The organism is Mucilaginibacter sp. cycad4 (assembly GCF_034263275.1).
Lineage (GTDB): Bacteria > Bacteroidota > Bacteroidia > Sphingobacteriales > Sphingobacteriaceae > Mucilaginibacter.
The window spans coordinates 2209663-2225590 of the sequence record NZ_CP139559.1 but is presented as its reverse complement, the minus strand read 5'-3'; the positions used below and the strand labels follow the sequence as shown (position 1 = coordinate 2225590).

The following is a 15928-nucleotide window of genomic DNA, read 5'->3' as shown; positions in this document are numbered from 1 at the left end:
AAGTTTAGCTCTCAGAAATATGCTTCGGGCTAAATTTTACTTCAGATAAAGCCATTGACATTTATCAATGGGTTTTTTTATCATTTCTCATCGTTTTATGACTTGGTTTTGAATCAATTTCGCATTGTTATTTCAACAACAAAATAGCACAAACTAAGAAACATGAAAATTTTATTATTTGGAGGAACTGGCAATATTGGCCAGAGGATTTTAAACGAAGCCTTGAATCGAGGACATGAGGTAACGTCTGTGCAACGCAAGCCGGAACTTCTAAAATTGAAGAACGCAAATTTAACGGTTGTTAAAGGGGACTTGCTAAATGAGGTAGAACTACCCGCATTAATAATGGGTAAGGACGTTATTGTATCGGCAATATCACTTTATACTGGGCTAACGCCGGAACAGTTCAAAAAAGCTCATCAAAACTTAATCAATGCATTAAAAGGCCAACAGCAAACAAGAGTTATTGCCGTTGGCGGAGGTACTAATAATGAGATTGCACCTGGTGTAAGGATGCTTGATAATGCCGACATTATGAGTAAAATACCAAGTGAATATTATCCGCCAATTTTTGCGCATGGAGAAGTGCAGAAGTTTTATGAGAATTCAGGATTAAAAAACTGGACTTATTTTAATCCGGCTGCAATGATACAGGCTGGCGAACGCACCGGCAAATTCAGGTTAGGCACTACCAACCTGATTGCTGATAAAAAAGGAGAAAGCACGATTTCATTCGAGGACTACGCGGTTGCATTGGTCGACGAGATTGAAAACCAACAATATTTAGGGCAACCGTTTACAATTGGCTATTAAATCAACAAAAATAAATAGTATGAAGCAAAAATTAGAACAATTGATGGTAGAACATTTAAACCAAGTTTGGAATCAACGTGATGAAGTACTTAGAATGAAAGCCATAAAAAGCATTTATGCGGAGGATATCGTAATGTTTGACATGGACGATGAAACTTTCTCAGGATATGATGCAATCAGTCAAAAAGTTGCCAGCCTGTTAAATAGTCTCCCTCCTGATTTTTCAATAAATCAATCAATACCCATTGTCTTGCACAACGATGTTGGTAAACTGGAATGGGGTGTTGGTCCAACAGGTGCTCCATCGGTACTAACAGGTACAGACATCGTTTTTTTTAAAGATGACAAAATAAAATCTTTTTATGTGTTTGTTAACATACAAAAATGAAAGAACGATCAGTGGTTACAGCGGTATTTTTTTCTGCATTATTACTGTCGTTTTAGACAGTTGATCTTCCTAAGCCGAACAATCTCTCAGGGACAAAGCATATCGCTATTGTAGTTTCAAATCCAGCTTTTTCGGAAATAGTCCTGCATATCGGCTCTGGGACTATTCTTCTGTGCTTTTAAGTAGTGATGTTCTTGGCGGAGATCCAACACACGACTGGGCTTATAAAACCGAAAAGGGGGCTCTCGGACGTGTATCGGATGCACCCAGGGCAAAATTTTAGGCGGAAGTTCTGCGATTAACGGTGCAGTTGCCTTGCGCGCCCGCCCCTTCGCGCGTGCAATTGTACATAAGATAATTGCCGTGGATGATTATGTATTTGCTCATGTTAATTTCCTGAACCTTTTCGACGATGATCCGAACGACACGGGAATTGCGGATGTCGATATATTTCTTATGAATGACGAAGGCAAGGCTCTTGAACACTGAGATTGTTTACAGCTTGTCGGCACACCTCAAAACGCCGCACCCTGGCTTGCACCCAATATTCCTGCAGCCAATCCCAATGGAATGTTTTAAGCGCTCTATTGACCTTTAAATTTCAGATCGAAGAAAAACCGTTGATATTTATCAACGGTTTTTTTTATCAAACATCATCGCTTTAAGGCTTCTTTTTGATTCAATTTTACACTGCAAATGAATTACGAATAAAGAATGAATTAAGTATTCATAAGGATAATATGTCAATTAATACCCGTTGTTTTTTATTGACTTTGAAAGGATTGTATTCCTATCATCATAAATGAAAAGCAAACAGGTTTTCTGAAAAAAATAATTATAATGGAAAATCAAATAAAAAAAAAGACAATTGCAGTAATTGGTGCAACAGGATCACAGGGCAATGCTATCGTAAACACTCTTGTGAATGAGGGCTCTTTTAATGTAAGAGCAATAACCCGTAATCCGGAAAAATATTCTGGTAGGGCACAGGAAGTAGTTTATGCAGATTTAAAAGATTTACAATCATTAAAAGATGCCTTTATTAACGTTTATGGTGTATTTGCGGTGACCAACTTTTGGGAAGGTGCTGATGAAATCGTCCAAGGTAAAAATGCCATTAAAGCAGCTAAGGCGACGGGTGTCCAACATTTCATTTGGTCAACACTTCCAGATGTTGAAATCATTAGTAAAGCAACGTTTGAGGTTCCCCATTTTACCGGCAAAGCTAAAGTAGATGATTTGGTAAAAAATGCTGGCTTTAAATACTCAACGTTTGTTCAACCCCCATTTTATTTCCAAAATCTTGTCGGAATACTTGGTCCACAGCCCAAACAGGATGGTACAATCGGTTGGACACTGCCGATAGACCCCGCGACAAAAGCGATTCACATGTCGGACATTAATGATCTTGGTAAAGTTGTCACAGGTGCATTTTTGCAACCCGAAAAAGTTGGAAATGGTGATTACCTTTCAATGGCAACAGACTTGTACAGCTTTAATGATATTATTGAAGCATATAAACATCATGGCAAAGACTACACCTTTTCACAAGTGACACCTGAAATGTTTTCAACCTTTTTTGAAGGAGCAAAGGAATTAGCAGAGATGTTCGGGTATTTTGAAAAGCACACATATATGGGACCAAATTCAACTTCACGTATCGAATCGGCAAAAGAGATTTCCGACCGCGAATTTGTGACGCTCCGAGAATGGTTAAGTCAAAACAATTGAGAAAATGAAAAAGAAAACAAGTTTCACTACAAAAGGCCATGAAGCTGCAGTTGGCTCGCTATCGATCCAACGTATGTTACCCAATCGGTACGCTAACAAAGTTGGTCCATTTGTATTTCTGGATTATGTTTCGCCCGTGGTTAAAAAAATAATAACTAAAAATGGTATGGGGGCTCATCCGCACCGGGGCATTGCAACATTAACTTATGTTCTTCAAGGCGAAGTAGAGCATTTTGACAGTGCGGGGAATGAGGCGTTAATTCATTCAGGAGGGACACAGTGGATGAAAGCAGGCAATGGAATAATCCATGATGAAAATTTAAATTACGACTCGCAAACAGAGAGTAAATTTATTCAGGCCTTTCAATTTTGGATAAACCTGCCCGCGAGAAACAAAGCCGAAAATCCTGCTCATATAGCGATTCAAGCCAATGAAATCCCCAAAAAGTCATTACCCAATCAAAACGGCTGGTTAAAAGTAGTTGTCGGTACTTACGAGGGATTGAGATCTAAGATCCCCAATTATTCCGAGCAGTTTTTGTATCATATTCAATTGAATGCAGGTACACAATTTTCTATAACAATGGAAAATGAGGTAGAAGTTGCGGCCTTTTTACCTATGCAAAATGTGATGTTAAATGACACCGAGTTTCAGGCGGGTGAATTTATTGAGTTTGACAAAGTGGCCGGAGAAATTGAAATCAAAAACAACTCTTTGGCAACAGTCGACATCTTATTATTTGGCGGTGAAGAATATACTGAATCTATGGTAGCCGAAGGCCCCTTTGTAATGAATTCGGCGGCGGAAATCGCAACTGCTTACCGAGACTTTTATGCTGGAAAATATGGGGAAATAAATTTAGCAACGTTAAAATGAATTGTTCAATGACGAATACTATATCGTAAAAGCTATTAACGTGTTTAAAACCAATGATTTGATTAGTAATAAATAAAACCAAGTATGAATAACAATACAAACATTATCAAGGGCTTTGCCACAGTTACGGGCGAGGGCGAACGTATCTGGTTTGTTGCCGATACTTTGACACTTAAGGCGACCGCTGCGAGCACAGGTAGAAGCTTTACAGTGGTTGAGTGCCTGACTTCCCCCGGCGGTGGCCCGCCGCCGCACATCCACACCAATGAGGACGAATTTTGGTATGTGCTAGACGGGACCTTCGAAATCCACATTGGTGATGAAGTGCTTGCTGTCGGCCCCGGGGACTTTGCCTTCGGTCCGCGTGGCATACCGCATTACTTCCGCAACACCGCGGGAATTCCGAGCAGGATACTCTTGACCTTCACGCCAGGTGGGATCGAGGACTTTTTTCGTGAGTCCGGCCAGCCCGCGGCCAACGACGGTCTAGCACCCCAGGTCGACGAGGCGGAAATCGCCCGCATGAAGGCGGCGGCGCCGAAGTACGGCATTGAGCGCGCCACCAACTGGGACTAGGTGCCAAGTATCGGGAAATTCATTGGAGATGTACGGTACAATGGCGATTCAGTAAGGATACTGTCAAAACTGTTAACAACATTTTTTTCAGATGGCGGAGAGAATTTACAAGCATGATAGTGATAACATAAAAAATAAGGAATTCACCAAACGCAAGTTGGTGATTGCGGTCGGCGAAATACTTAAAAGTGAGGGGTATACGGGATTAGGGTAAATCGTATAGCTAAACAAGCAGGCGTGAGCAAGAAACTGATCTACCGATATTTCGGTAACGTCAACTACCTTATTGAAACTTATGTTATCGAAAATGATTATTGGCTGACCTTCTCGAAGAGGCTCCTCGAACGTGTTGAACAAGGAGTTCCGCCAACCACCCAGGCTTTTATCGCGGATGTGTTAAAAAATCAGTTTAGTTATTTCCTAAATGAAAAAGAAATGCAGAGATTGATTCTGTGGGAAATATCAACCAATAGTCTGTTAATGAAAAGTATTCATAATGCCAGGGAGGCTGCAGGGCAGGGTTTGTTGGAAATGACAGACGAACACTTCAAAAATAATCAGGTAAACTTTCGGGCAATAGCAGCGCTTTTGGTTGGCGGAATATATTATATTGTTTTGCATATTCAGTCGAACGGTGGTATGTTCTGTGATCTTGATATCAATTCTGAAAAAGCTCAGGGTGAGATCAGGCATGCAATTGAGCAAATAGTTGGTTGGGCTTTTGAAAAAGCTTGATAATATCAAATGAGCTGGTTCATAAACTTTACTTGCGACAGCAACGCCCGTCTGTTGCGGAGCAACAGCGGGCGATTTTGGATTTTATTGCGCTTTTAGATCTCAATTATCACAGCATCCTGACAGTCAGTAGCTTCTTTCTCGGCTTCCGAACGTTCATCAAAAACGAGATTGTTTCCTTCTTCGTCGGTCACAATGATGGCATATTCAGGGCCACCATGCCTTTCTATAATTATATAACTCATCGTAGTAAAGTTTAAAAGTAATAGGGGGATTTATCCCCCTTATTATTTAATTGAAACTCAATACCATATTGCCGTTTTTAGCAAAATCGGCGCATAGGTTAAAAGTGGTTTGGTTCTTTTGTAAACCCGTACCATACATAATAGATTTGAATTTACTTTCTTCATCTCTGAAATTACGGACGTTCTGAAAATAGCCAGTTACCGCATTGTAAGCACCAAATAATGTTCCCTTAGTAGTATCCACCTGCTGGGTCGGGTTGGTCATGGCGTAATCAAATACACTGCTTACCATATTGCTGAACTGGCTTGACAGTTCTTCCGTTTTACCGGCTTTTAGCTTTTCGTAGGTTTCACGGTTAGGTACCATAGCTAACTGTATCAGTTTTTTTAATTCGGGGTCAGTAATCCGAACCCTTGACCAACGATTAAATACGGCTTCCAGTTCTATTGATAGCTGATTAGTGATACCGAGCATCTTATGCGCTTCTTTAAGCTTATCGGTTGCACTTGCTGTATGCCTTATTTTGACGCAATTAACATGATTATTCAAAGCTGCATTAAGTGTATTCTGACATACTACACGCACAGGCGTAAAAGCAATAGTTATACTTCCTGTACCATCGTGTGAAGTAGTGAGAAATAAATATTTCTCAATGCAATCTTTCCTGCCGACCTTAATATAATCGGGCAGTTTAGCGGTAATAAAAATACGTTCACCATTACCCAATGCCCCGGCGGTTTCATATAGGATGCCATCTTTACCACCCACAATATTGTCAAAAAAGGTAAAGGCATCGACGTTTTGCACAATTTCATAATCTTTGCCAACTACGCCTAAAACCTGTTCGGCATCTGTGCGAACGGTTGCAAAGAAATTGGGTACTTCAAGTTCGGGAATAATAATATCCGTATCTGGGTTACCTGTATAGTTTTCTGTATCATAAGTAAACAAGGGACGCTTTTCAACGGTATAATTTAGTCCCGCGTATTTAATTGCTTCGGCACTGGTTGGGTGATCGCTGATGATTTGCCCTAAACCATGCCAGGGTTTTTCTTTTACGCTGAAAAAACTATGTTTTTCAGTCTGTTCATTATAATTGATATTGTGTGCCATTGTCTTTAAGTTTTTAAATTATAGTGCATTATTTTTAGTTCCTCAATTTTTACGTTTTTTGTGTCGGTAATGAGGCAAACCGCCTGTTGCTGTAGTTCATTTATGGCGTCATGCACCTTGACATGCGTATGGTTAACTATCACTTTGACCAATAAAAAAATGGTATCTGTCATAGCCTCAAGAATTATAAGAGTTGAGAAATTCAGCCAGTTCAAACTGAAAGGCTGCGGGATTATCTATTGCCAATTGTTGTGCATAACCTTTCCAAAATATTTGGTCGGTTAATTCGATGAAAATTTCTAACATTACTTTAGCTGTTTAAGATTAAACCATCTTAGCAAAACGCCCTGTGTCCCACGAATACACAGGGCGTTGCCATTATATACTTATAAAGGGATTATGATACTTGCTTCCACCTCTGCCAGTTTATCGATACAAAGCTGTTTAACTTCGTGTGCGACATAGGCGATAATGAAAGGGTTTTTAGTTACAAACTCGTTGCCGTCATCATCGGAAATAACCAGTTCGCAACGTGCAAAACGGCTGTCGCTTGCCATATCGTCCTTATCATCGCTTTGGGCTACGGTAAAGCTGTCAAGGTTGCTGATGGTGTTTTCAAGTTTGTTTTTTTGAGCAATTTTTTTGCCTAATGCCTCTACCAATTTTACGGTTTCGGCTAACTTGCGTTCCTGCTGTGCGAGAAACTGCTCTTTTATCTCTTTCTTAGTTGGCTCTGCCTGTGGCTTGGCTTCCTCTGCCTGACTTACTGCTTCGGCTTTTGGGGTTTCCGCAATGTTAGCGGGTTGGCTATCCGCTGCAATGACATTAAACTGCTGGAGTATGAGATTAAATTCTGCCAATGAAGTAAACTTATAGGTGTTTATGACAGCATTTACAATATTGGTAATTGCCCTTTTGGTAGGTGTTTTACCATAAATGGCCTTTTCAATATTGACGGCTTTGATATTTAAAGTGTTGCTGTTTTTCCGCCCCTGAGCCTGTACCAAACCATATTCCTTTTCCAGTGCTATACGCGCTGGTTCTGATAATCTCCAACCTATGCCATGTGTATCAATGCGGTTGCCGTCAGGTTTAATATTAACTGTAGCAATATGAACATGGGTATGTGCAGCATCGTTGTGTTTGTAAACCAAATAGGGCTGGTCGCCAAAACCTATTTTTTCCATATAGGATAAAGTGATCTGCTGTAATTGTTCATTGCTCAGTTTATCCTGTTCGTCAAAATTGAGGGTGACATGTACGGCATTGGTTTTAACGCGCGTATTCAGCATAGTTAAATACTCAAAACGTTGCAGCTTTTGCTCCAGGTTAAATTTGTCAATGTCACCTGCAAAGCCGTTGGCTAATATTAACCTGGCTTCACCGGCTGCTACCTTGTTTTCATTGTAATGTAACATACCCCTTATATTTTTTCCGTTTACGAACCTCGCAACCATTTTTCAGCCAAGCGGTGAATGATGCTTAATAGTTCCTCAACCTTGCCACCGACACTTTTATATAACTCTGCTGTTTTAAGAGTGAAAAATGCGCGATGTGCATCGCTTTTGCCCATGTGAAAGAACTTGGTCTGCTGGTTGATATTGATACCAATGGCTTTAAGTTCTTTCCTGATGAGTGCCATTTCTTCCATCGGTGCGTTTAGCGATACGTCCTTATAAAAGCAGTTAATCTGTTCACCGGATAATATCATGCGTGCAACTTCGCCTATACTTTGGCAGCCACTTTCCTGCTGGATGGTTTCAAGGCGCTTAAAAACTTTTTCGGTTACCCGAACAATAATAGGTTGACTTAGTATGTCTTCAGGGTTATCCATTTTCTTACGTGGCATATAAGTACATTAAAGAGTGTTTCAGACTTCGCGAGTTCCGAGCGAAGTCCCGACCGTAAGGGCGGCAAGATGATTTTCGTATACGAAAATCCATCTTGCTGCATTCTGACGAATGCAGAACTGTCGTTGAAAAAGTGCTACCGCACTTTGGTTAATTAGTTTAAAATGGTACTGTTCTTATTGGCGAGTTGGCTCGTCTTTACCGGGATTTTGTTCGGGCTGCTGGTAAGGTTGTTCAGGTAAGTTGATAGAAACAATGGAGCGCAACAAAGTCCGTATCCGCTGGCGCGGTTCGGTGCGTATGCGTTTGATCTTCGGGTAGTAGTTGCCGTTGAACGGGCGACCTTGAAGGTCAGGGATGGTTCGCTGATTTTTCATAGCTGTTCAATTATCTACAGCAAATGTGGGGAGACGAGATTTGCGGCATTAAGGAATGTTGGGTAGTACTGTAAAATTTATTTAAAGTCGTTCAGGCGCTATTAATTACCCTGTAATACCTGTAAAAGGAAATGTTAGTAACTTTTTTTTATGCGTTTATGACGTTTAAAAACACTTTTTTATCGGGTTTTGACTTTAAAATAGCAGTATTGACAAAAAATAGAACATCGGGTATGATACATAAACCTCTTAATGCCCTTCCCAAGAGAAGGATAAAACATTAGGAACAATATTATGGAATCATTTTTTGTTCTATTAGGTTTAATTTCAGGTGTTTTCAGCTTTATTGAGTACACGATAAAAGCTGTCAAATGGTTGTTTAAGAAAACGAGGTAAAAGGCAAATTTTAAAACCCTGCTCATTGCAGGGTTTTTATTTTAAATAACTGCGATTTTTATAATGGGGATTATTCGCTGATTTTTATGGTTGTTCATCTGCTTAAGGTCAATATGGGCAACCAAGATTGGGAGTTGGTGAAAATAAAGATTATTACTTTAAATTATTTATTTCATCTCTTTTAAAGGGCCAGTTTCGGATTCGCATTCAATTGTGTAAAGCTTGTTTTCAGGTATCCAGATATGATCAAGGAGTATGAATCTACCATTTTTAATATCTACTGCTTTGGAACAGGGAGTAGCATAAAAGGTGTTTTGATTATCTAGCATAAACCTGTACATAGCTACTTTGTCTAGTCTAAGATATTTATCAACCGCATCTGTCGTTAAAACAACGTTTAGTCCCTTGGCTTCTGTCATAGCGCTTGGATATATTAATCCATAGACTATTTGGTTAACAGACTTCTGGTAATAATATTTAACGGCATAAAAGAGGGCTGTCAAAATGTAATACTCATTTTTAGTTGGTGTCTTACGACCACTCATTTCAGAGAAATAAGTAAAAAAACTAATTATAAAATCGGATGCTTCTTTGTTCAAACAGTCCTTAATTGTCTTTATATATACTTCAGTCGCATGTTTCAATGACCTGTTTCCTTTAAGATGTTCTTCGTCAAAACAAAGATTCACTACAAAAAATGGAGATTGAATTTTCCAGCGTCCGATTGTAAAATCTTTAAGGTGGACAGGATAGTGCTGATCAGTGAGGCCTTTACAGGTTTCGAGGCAGGCAGCCATACTTGGGTTGATATCACCGTCATCAACTGGTAAGGATGCATAAAAGACAGCTTGATTTGGCCCGTTAAATCTCCCTGCCCTAATTACTGATTTGTTTGTGCTGTTGTAGGATATTTCTGTTTCCTTAGAGAACAATACATTTTTTTGGTCATTTGGTCGAGCCCTGAATAAAGGCATATCGAATGAATTTAAATGCGAAGTTAGCAAGGGGACATATTGGAAAATTTGGTAAACGGAATTTATTGCACTGTTAAAGTTTTCATCGTTTACGGTTTGGTTTCTTAGCGATTTAATATTTTCAAATTCACTTTTTAGGTTAGGTAGTTCTTCATGGATTTGAGCTATTAACTCAGAGTTTTTAGCCAATAGGTGCATATTGTCATCCATACTTTATTTTTTTACTGAGGACATAAAATATTTATATGCAGCCATTACTCTTTCAAGAAGTCCTTTGTCATGAAAAATAATTCTACCTACTATTTGCATTTTCCCATCCTCTTTTAAGAAGACTTCTTTTTGACTTTCAGATATTGACTTTGAGTTTAAATAGAAGCTATACATAAATCCATCAATGAGAATATTAATAATATCACTTTTTGCATTTTTTGTTAAAAAGGGTTGTAGTATAAAATTTCCCATAATTTCACCCTTTTTATATTTTATAACTTGCAATAAACAGCCAAAATCGTCGTATTCCAATGGGTTCTGACTTAAAATAGCAGCTCTCAACTTTTCTGCAATTTCCGGCGCAACATCAGGTGTTTGGAATGAATCTGATATAATCAATCTCCATAACAAAGACATTAAGAAAATTTTAAAGTCGGGGTAAGAAAAACCTGCATATTCATATAAAAATCCATCCTGGTTAATCGTTTCACTTTGGTTTACTATATAAGCCTTATTCCCCTTATTTTTTGCGTAAATAGTTTCCGCTGCATAATTCTCATATTTACTCAATAATCCCTCACACTCAGTACATAATAAGTACTCTCTAATACCTTTCTGCTGAATCTTTGAAAATGATTTTTCCTCATCACTAAGATCTATATTGAGAGAATAAAACCGCTTGGGTTGAGCATCATAAATATTTTGATACATAAATTCAGGCAAAATATGAGAATGTCTCAATTCTCTTTCTCTTAGACATAGCTTACATATTCCCTGCATAGCAATTCATTATAAGGTTATTTCCCAATTTATCACTTAAATTCCACATTTATTTCCCAAATGGTTCCGTTGTACGAGTTTTTAATATTTGTTCCCTGAACTTCTAATTCCTGATGAATATTATTGTTATCGATTTGTACAGCAAAACCAGTGTCTGTCATTTCCATGAAGTCTTTCTTGGCGGAGTATATTCTTCGATTGCCCTTTGGTATGGTGATCTTAATATCTCACTTATCGTAATAGGACGTGATAAATTATAGTAATATCTTGCTTGATATGCTTTGCCCAATAATGTCATAAAGCGTTCGTCAAGGAATTTAGATATATCAGTGTAACATTCTGTAACTAATGTCTTTAGTTTATCCCATCTATCTAAATGAACGCCCATTTCCTTTTTTGTTTTTCGATTCACTGCAAGGATTACTTTTAAATATTTTTCCACGGCTGAACTTGCTAATGTCAATCCCTGCCCTGGGTAGCCATTGTTAATTAAAACCCGACTTGCTATGTAATCTTTATATCCTAAAGACAAAAGTGAATAGGCTAATTGTTGTTCAGTCATTGATCTAAAATATACAAAGAAGTTTTATTCTAATGTATTGAATTATATTAAAGTATTACTGAACATTACTCAACTCTCATTTTTTTAAAGCCACACTATTGCATCCCAAAAGGAGATGCAATATGGAACAGAAAAAACACCCAGTTACACCTGAAAGAGCTGTTCAGATATTGAAAAAACACAACGTTATTGTAACGTTGGAACAAGCAAAAAAAATTCTTGAATTTATGGAGGTGTTTGCTAAAATGGCAGTTGAACGATATGTGCAATGAGTATTGATTTTATCAATCAGTAAACCTTAAAATATAGAAAAATAGAATTGAAAAACGCTTGCTTTTAAGTAATTATTTAACTAAATTAATTGATAGTCAATTTGTTATATACTAAGTTCAATGTGAAATTAGCGTTACAGTAGGAGGGTGTTTTGAAAGTAGCGGATTTATATATTAGAGTAAGCACAGATGAGCAGGCGGATAAAGGTTATTCCCAGCGCAACCAGGACGAGCAATTAAAGAAGTATTGCCGAATAAACGATATCAAAGTCGGAAAGGTAATTTTTGAAGACCACTCAGCAAAAAATTTCAACCGCCCCGAATGGAAAAAATTACTTGTGGCTTTACGTAAAGAAAAGGGCGGACAAACAGATTTTATCTTGTTCACAAAATGGGATAGGTTCAGCCGTAATGCCGGTGATGCTTACCAAATGATTAATGTGTTGCGTAAGTTGGGAATAGAGCCTCAAGCCGTGGAACAACCGCTTGATTTATCCATACCTGAGAATAAGATGATGCTGGCCTTTTATTTAGCGGCTCCCGAAGTCGAAAATGACAGACGTGCCCTAAATACTTTTTTCGGTATGCGCAGAGCTAAAAAGGAGGGGCGTTGGATGGCGACAGCGCCGCTTGGTTATGAAAACCGGGTCAGTCCCGATGGAAGGAAATATATCGCGCCCAAGCATCCCGAAAGCGATATTATTAAATGGGGCTTTGAACAACTTGCCACTGGTATTTATTCCGTTGCTCAAATTTGGCGGATGGCTAAACAAAAAGGTCTTAAAAGCGCAAAGAACGGTTTTTGGATAGCGATGCGTAATCCGGCCTATTGCGGAAAGATATTTATACCTAAGTACAAAGATGAAGAAGCCTGTTTTGTTCCGGGGCAACATGAACCCATTATATCAGAGGCTACATTTTATGAGGCACAGGATGTGCTCAATGGCCGTAAAAAGGTGAACTTAGTAAAAGTAACGTCATTGGATGAATTGCCTTTACGGGGCTTTTTAAAATGCCCAAGATGTGGCCGTAACCTTTCAGGTAGCCCGTCAAAGGGAAAAACCCAATGGTACTTCTACTACCATTGTCAGTCGTCCTGTGGCTATAGAATGAACGCCCAGGTCGTTAACGAGGAATTTATCGAACATCTTAAATATTTCTCTCCTGAACCTGCAATGACCGAAGTTTATGCGGAGGTTGTGGACTTTCACTATCATCTGAAAATGAAAGATGGTGGTTTGTATAAAAAGCAATGGTTGTCTGAAATTGAGGAAGTAAATAAGCACCTGACGAGAGCGAGAGGCATGTTGGTCAATGAGGATATTGATCCCAGAGATTACCGGTTAATTAAAGCGGAATGCGAGGAAAAGATTAACAGATTAGAAAAGGAATTAGATAAAATCGCCGCAAAAGAGGTGGATAGTTTAGCATTATTTAAAAAGTTAGTGAACACCTTAATAAACGTTGATTTGTTCTATTTAGAGGGTACTACGGAGGAAAAAAGGCAAATAATTGGCACGATTTATCCCCAAAAGCTGGAAATCGAAAAAGGGGTTTACCGAACACCTAAAGTGAATGAGGGAGCTGACTTTATATATCAGATTAACAGCGAGTTATGGGATAAAAAAAACGGGACAGAAATGGATTTTTCCAATCTATCCCGAATAGTGACCCCGGAGAGATTCGAACTCTCGACCCAATGATTAAGAGTCATTTGCTCTACCAGCTGAGCTACGGAGTCATATTTGCCGGGTTGCAAATATGCAAATTATTTTCTTTTTAGCAGGCAGAATTGCCCTTAGTTACCAATTATTTTAATCTACTTATTGTAAAATTATGGCTTGGAGTAATAGCCTTGTTTAAATCTTCTTCATGTTTGTTTCGTTTCAGATTAGGCTAACAGGCGGTGGTTATAGTAACTTCGTAACAAAACCTCATTTTCTTTGTTGGAATTCCAATTAAACTACATAAATTATAAAACTTAATATCTATGTCATGAAAAAAAGAAAATTACTCAAAATTAATAAGCTGCTGTACGAAAGCGTTGTTAAAGATTTTATTACCGAAAACGGCTTAAATGTTCAATATTCGTACACGAAAGATCATTTTTACCTGTTTAGCGATGAATCTACTATTAATCGGCTCGAAACGCAGGCCTCCGGGTTTAACTTATTATAAGTTATAAAATATAAAGGCCCGGTAATATTATATGACCGGGCCTCACTAATTTTTGCTTGTTATTATACAGCGGCGTATAAATCTTCCTGCTGTTTTTGTACTACAGGGCTGTTGATGTATTCATCATAGGTCATGAGCTTATCAATATAACCGCCCGGTGTTAATTCAATAATCCGATTGGCTACCGTTTCAACCAGTTCATGATCTCGTGAGGTGAACAGGATAGTGCCGCGGAAATCTTTCATGCCATTGTTAAGCGCTGTGATGGATTCCAGGTCGAGGTGGTTGGTTGGCTCATCGAACATTAAAAGGTTGGCTTGCTGTAGCATCATGCGGCTAAACATACAGCGCATTTTTTCGCCGCCTGAAAGTACACTGCATTTTTTCATAACTTCTTCGCCGGAGAACAGCATCCGGCCTAAAAAACCGCGGATAAACTGATCGTCTTTTTCGCCCGGTGAATATTCGCGCAGCCAGTCAATCAGGTTGTCGTTTTTACCATCGAAGTATTCGCTGCTGTCGTTAGGGATATCGGCCGCGTTAATGGTTACGCCCCATTTGAAAGTGCCGGTAAAGTCTTTATCACGGCCCGTCAAAATATTATAGAAGGCGGTGGTTGCCAAACTGTTTTGGGACAAGATGGAGATCTTATCGCCTTTGTTTACCGTGAAAGTGATATTGTTGAACAATACTTCACCGTTAAGCGTTTTACCAAGGTTTTCAACGGTCAGGATCTGATCGCCGGCTTCACGGCCCAGGTTGTTGAATATAATGCCCGGATACTTACGGTTTGATGGCTGAATTTCATCCAGGTTAATCTTATCTAATGCCTTTTTACGGCTGGTTGCCTGTTTTGATTTGGATGCATTGGCACTAAACCTGCGGATGAACTCCTGGAGTTCTTTAACTTTATCTTCGGCTTTCTTATTTTGTTCGGCGCGTTGTTTAAGGGCTAACTGGCTCGATTCATACCAGAAGGTATAGTTACCTGTATAAATAGTCATCTTACCAAAGTCAATATCTACTACGTGCGTACATACGGTATCAAGGAAGTGCCTGTCATGCGATACTACCAGTACAATAGCTTCGTATGATGCAAGGAAGTCTTCCAGCCAGCTAATGGTATGGATGTCCAAATCGTTGGTAGGCTCATCCAGCAGCAGGATATCTGGTTTGCCAAAAAGTGCCTGGGCTAATAACACACGTACCTTTTGCGTATTATCAAGGTCTTTAACCAGCTGGTAGTGAAATTCTTCTTTAATACCCAGGTTGCTGAGCAGGGTAGCTGCATTACTTTCGGCATTCCAACCGTCCATTTCGGCAAAAAGGTTTTCCAGCTCACCGGCGCGTTCGCCGTCAGCATCGCTGAAATCCTCTTTAAGGTAAATCGCATCCTTTTCTTTCATGATGGCGTACATTTCCTTATGGCCCATCATCACCGTTTCAAGAACTGTAAACTCATCAAAGGCATAGTGGTTTTGGCTCAAAACGGCCATACGCTCGCCCGGGGTAAAGCTCACCGAGCCGCTTGTTGGGTCAATATCGCCCGAAAGGATTTTCAGGAATGTGGATTTACCCGCGCCATTGGCACCAATAATACCATAACAGTTGCCTTGTGTAAATTTCAGGTTTACGTCTTCAAACAAAGTACGCTTACCGTAACGTAAAGAAAGATTGGATACCGTGATCATGCTGCACCTCTAATTTGGCGCAAAAGTACGGTAAAATCTTCATTTTAACGATATATGGTGCCGATATTATAGATGGGGATTTTATTGAGCAGTAATTTTCCCCACAAATTAAATCCATGGGTATACAATTACACAGAAATGATAATGGAATGTAAACTA

Annotated in this window: 19 protein-coding genes and 1 tRNA gene; 9 read left to right on the top strand and 11 right to left on the bottom strand. The window is 39.1% G+C overall.

Going from position 1 to position 15928, the window contains the following annotated elements:
• Positions 1 to 162: 162 nt before the first annotated feature.
• The 6 genes from SNE26_RS09100 to SNE26_RS09075 all read left to right on the top strand — a co-directional run bounded on the left by SNE26_RS09100 (position 163) and on the right by SNE26_RS09075 (position 5120).
• A complete protein-coding gene (locus tag SNE26_RS09100) occupies positions 163 to 813 on the top strand; it encodes an NAD(P)H-binding protein (RefSeq protein WP_321559041.1) in 651 nt (216 codons plus the stop codon).
• Positions 814 to 832: 19 nt separating this feature from the next.
• Positions 833 to 1201, top strand: a complete 369-nt coding sequence (locus SNE26_RS09095) for a nuclear transport factor 2 family protein (protein ID WP_321559040.1) — start codon at positions 833 to 835, stop codon at positions 1199 to 1201.
• 840 nt (positions 1202 to 2041) lie between these two features.
• Positions 2042 to 2932 carry an NmrA/HSCARG family protein gene (locus SNE26_RS09090; RefSeq protein ID WP_321559039.1) on the top strand — a complete coding sequence of 297 codons (891 nt, stop codon included), beginning with the start codon at positions 2042 to 2044 and terminating at the stop codon, positions 2930 to 2932.
• A 4-nt stretch (positions 2933 to 2936) separates the two neighbouring features.
• Entirely contained in the window at positions 2937 to 3809 is an 873-nt protein-coding gene (locus SNE26_RS09085; RefSeq protein ID WP_321559038.1) for a pirin family protein, read from the top strand.
• A gap of 84 nt (positions 3810 to 3893) precedes the next feature.
• A complete protein-coding gene (locus tag SNE26_RS09080) occupies positions 3894 to 4385 on the top strand; it encodes a quercetin 2,3-dioxygenase (RefSeq protein ID WP_321559037.1) in 492 nt (163 codons plus the stop codon).
• A gap of 204 nt (positions 4386 to 4589) precedes the next feature.
• Positions 4590 to 5120 (top strand): TetR/AcrR family transcriptional regulator, encoded by a 531-nt coding sequence (locus SNE26_RS09075; protein WP_373695600.1) that lies wholly within the window; start codon positions 4590 to 4592, stop codon positions 5118 to 5120.
• A gap of 95 nt (positions 5121 to 5215) precedes the next feature.
• On the opposite strand, the gene SNE26_RS09070 is transcribed toward SNE26_RS09075, so the two are convergent.
• The 9 genes from SNE26_RS09070 to SNE26_RS09030 all read right to left on the bottom strand — a co-directional run bounded on the left by SNE26_RS09070 (position 5216) and on the right by SNE26_RS09030 (position 11628).
• Complete coding sequence (locus tag SNE26_RS09070) at positions 5216 to 5365, bottom strand: hypothetical protein (protein WP_321559035.1); 150 nt, start codon at positions 5363 to 5365, stop codon at positions 5216 to 5218.
• 46 nt (positions 5366 to 5411) lie between these two features.
• The gene (locus tag SNE26_RS09065; protein ID WP_321559034.1) at positions 5412 to 6479 is read right to left on the bottom strand and encodes a DUF932 domain-containing protein; all 1068 of its coding nucleotides are present in this window, start codon (positions 6477 to 6479) and stop codon (positions 5412 to 5414) included.
• Between the two features lie 5 nt (positions 6480 to 6484).
• Positions 6485 to 6652: a hypothetical protein gene (locus tag SNE26_RS09060; RefSeq protein ID WP_321559033.1), complete on the bottom strand. Its 168-nt coding sequence runs from the start codon at positions 6650 to 6652 to the stop codon at positions 6485 to 6487.
• A gap of 213 nt (positions 6653 to 6865) precedes the next feature.
• The gene (locus SNE26_RS09055; RefSeq protein WP_321559032.1) at positions 6866 to 7897 is read right to left on the bottom strand and encodes a relaxase/mobilization nuclease domain-containing protein; all 1032 of its coding nucleotides are present in this window, start codon (positions 7895 to 7897) and stop codon (positions 6866 to 6868) included.
• 20 nt (positions 7898 to 7917) lie between these two features.
• Positions 7918 to 8313 carry a mobilization protein gene (locus SNE26_RS09050; RefSeq protein ID WP_321559031.1) on the bottom strand — a complete coding sequence of 132 codons (396 nt, stop codon included), beginning with the start codon at positions 8311 to 8313 and terminating at the stop codon, positions 7918 to 7920.
• Between the two features lie 192 nt (positions 8314 to 8505).
• Positions 8506 to 8706, bottom strand: coding sequence for a hypothetical protein (locus tag SNE26_RS09045; RefSeq protein ID WP_321559030.1), 201 nt, complete (start codon positions 8704 to 8706; stop codon positions 8506 to 8508).
• Between the two features lie 563 nt (positions 8707 to 9269).
• On the bottom strand, positions 9270 to 10286 hold the full coding sequence (locus SNE26_RS09040) for a hypothetical protein (RefSeq protein WP_321559029.1): 1017 nt from the start codon (positions 10284 to 10286) through the stop codon (positions 9270 to 9272).
• A gap of 3 nt (positions 10287 to 10289) precedes the next feature.
• The gene (locus tag SNE26_RS09035; protein WP_321559028.1) at positions 10290 to 11066 is read right to left on the bottom strand and encodes a hypothetical protein; all 777 of its coding nucleotides are present in this window, start codon (positions 11064 to 11066) and stop codon (positions 10290 to 10292) included.
• 157 nt (positions 11067 to 11223) lie between these two features.
• Positions 11224 to 11628: a hypothetical protein gene (locus tag SNE26_RS09030; protein WP_321559027.1), complete on the bottom strand. Its 405-nt coding sequence runs from the start codon at positions 11626 to 11628 to the stop codon at positions 11224 to 11226.
• A gap of 122 nt (positions 11629 to 11750) precedes the next feature.
• Here SNE26_RS09030 and SNE26_RS09025 point away from each other — a divergent pair, with 122 nt between their 5' ends.
• The gene (locus SNE26_RS09025; protein ID WP_321559026.1) at positions 11751 to 11900 is read left to right on the top strand and encodes a hypothetical protein; all 150 of its coding nucleotides are present in this window, start codon (positions 11751 to 11753) and stop codon (positions 11898 to 11900) included.
• A gap of 152 nt (positions 11901 to 12052) precedes the next feature.
• Entirely contained in the window at positions 12053 to 13603 is a 1551-nt protein-coding gene (locus SNE26_RS09020) for a recombinase family protein (RefSeq protein ID WP_321559025.1), read from the top strand.
• On the opposite strand, the gene SNE26_RS09015 is transcribed toward SNE26_RS09020, so the two are convergent.
• Positions 13569 to 13641: transfer RNA gene (locus SNE26_RS09015), tRNA-Lys, on the bottom strand. The two genes, SNE26_RS09020 and SNE26_RS09015, sit on opposite strands and share 35 nt — an antisense overlap.
• Positions 13642 to 13895: 254 nt before the next feature.
• On the opposite strand from SNE26_RS09015, the gene SNE26_RS09010 reads away from it, so the two are divergent.
• The gene (locus SNE26_RS09010) at positions 13896 to 14078 is read left to right on the top strand and encodes a hypothetical protein (RefSeq protein ID WP_321559024.1); all 183 of its coding nucleotides are present in this window, start codon (positions 13896 to 13898) and stop codon (positions 14076 to 14078) included.
• Positions 14079 to 14140: 62 nt separating this feature from the next.
• Here SNE26_RS09010 and SNE26_RS09005 read toward each other — a convergent pair whose 3' ends face one another.
• Positions 14141 to 15769, bottom strand: a complete 1629-nt coding sequence (locus SNE26_RS09005) for an ATP-binding cassette domain-containing protein (protein WP_321559023.1) — start codon at positions 15767 to 15769, stop codon at positions 14141 to 14143.
• Between the last annotated feature and the right edge of the window lie 159 nt (positions 15770 to 15928).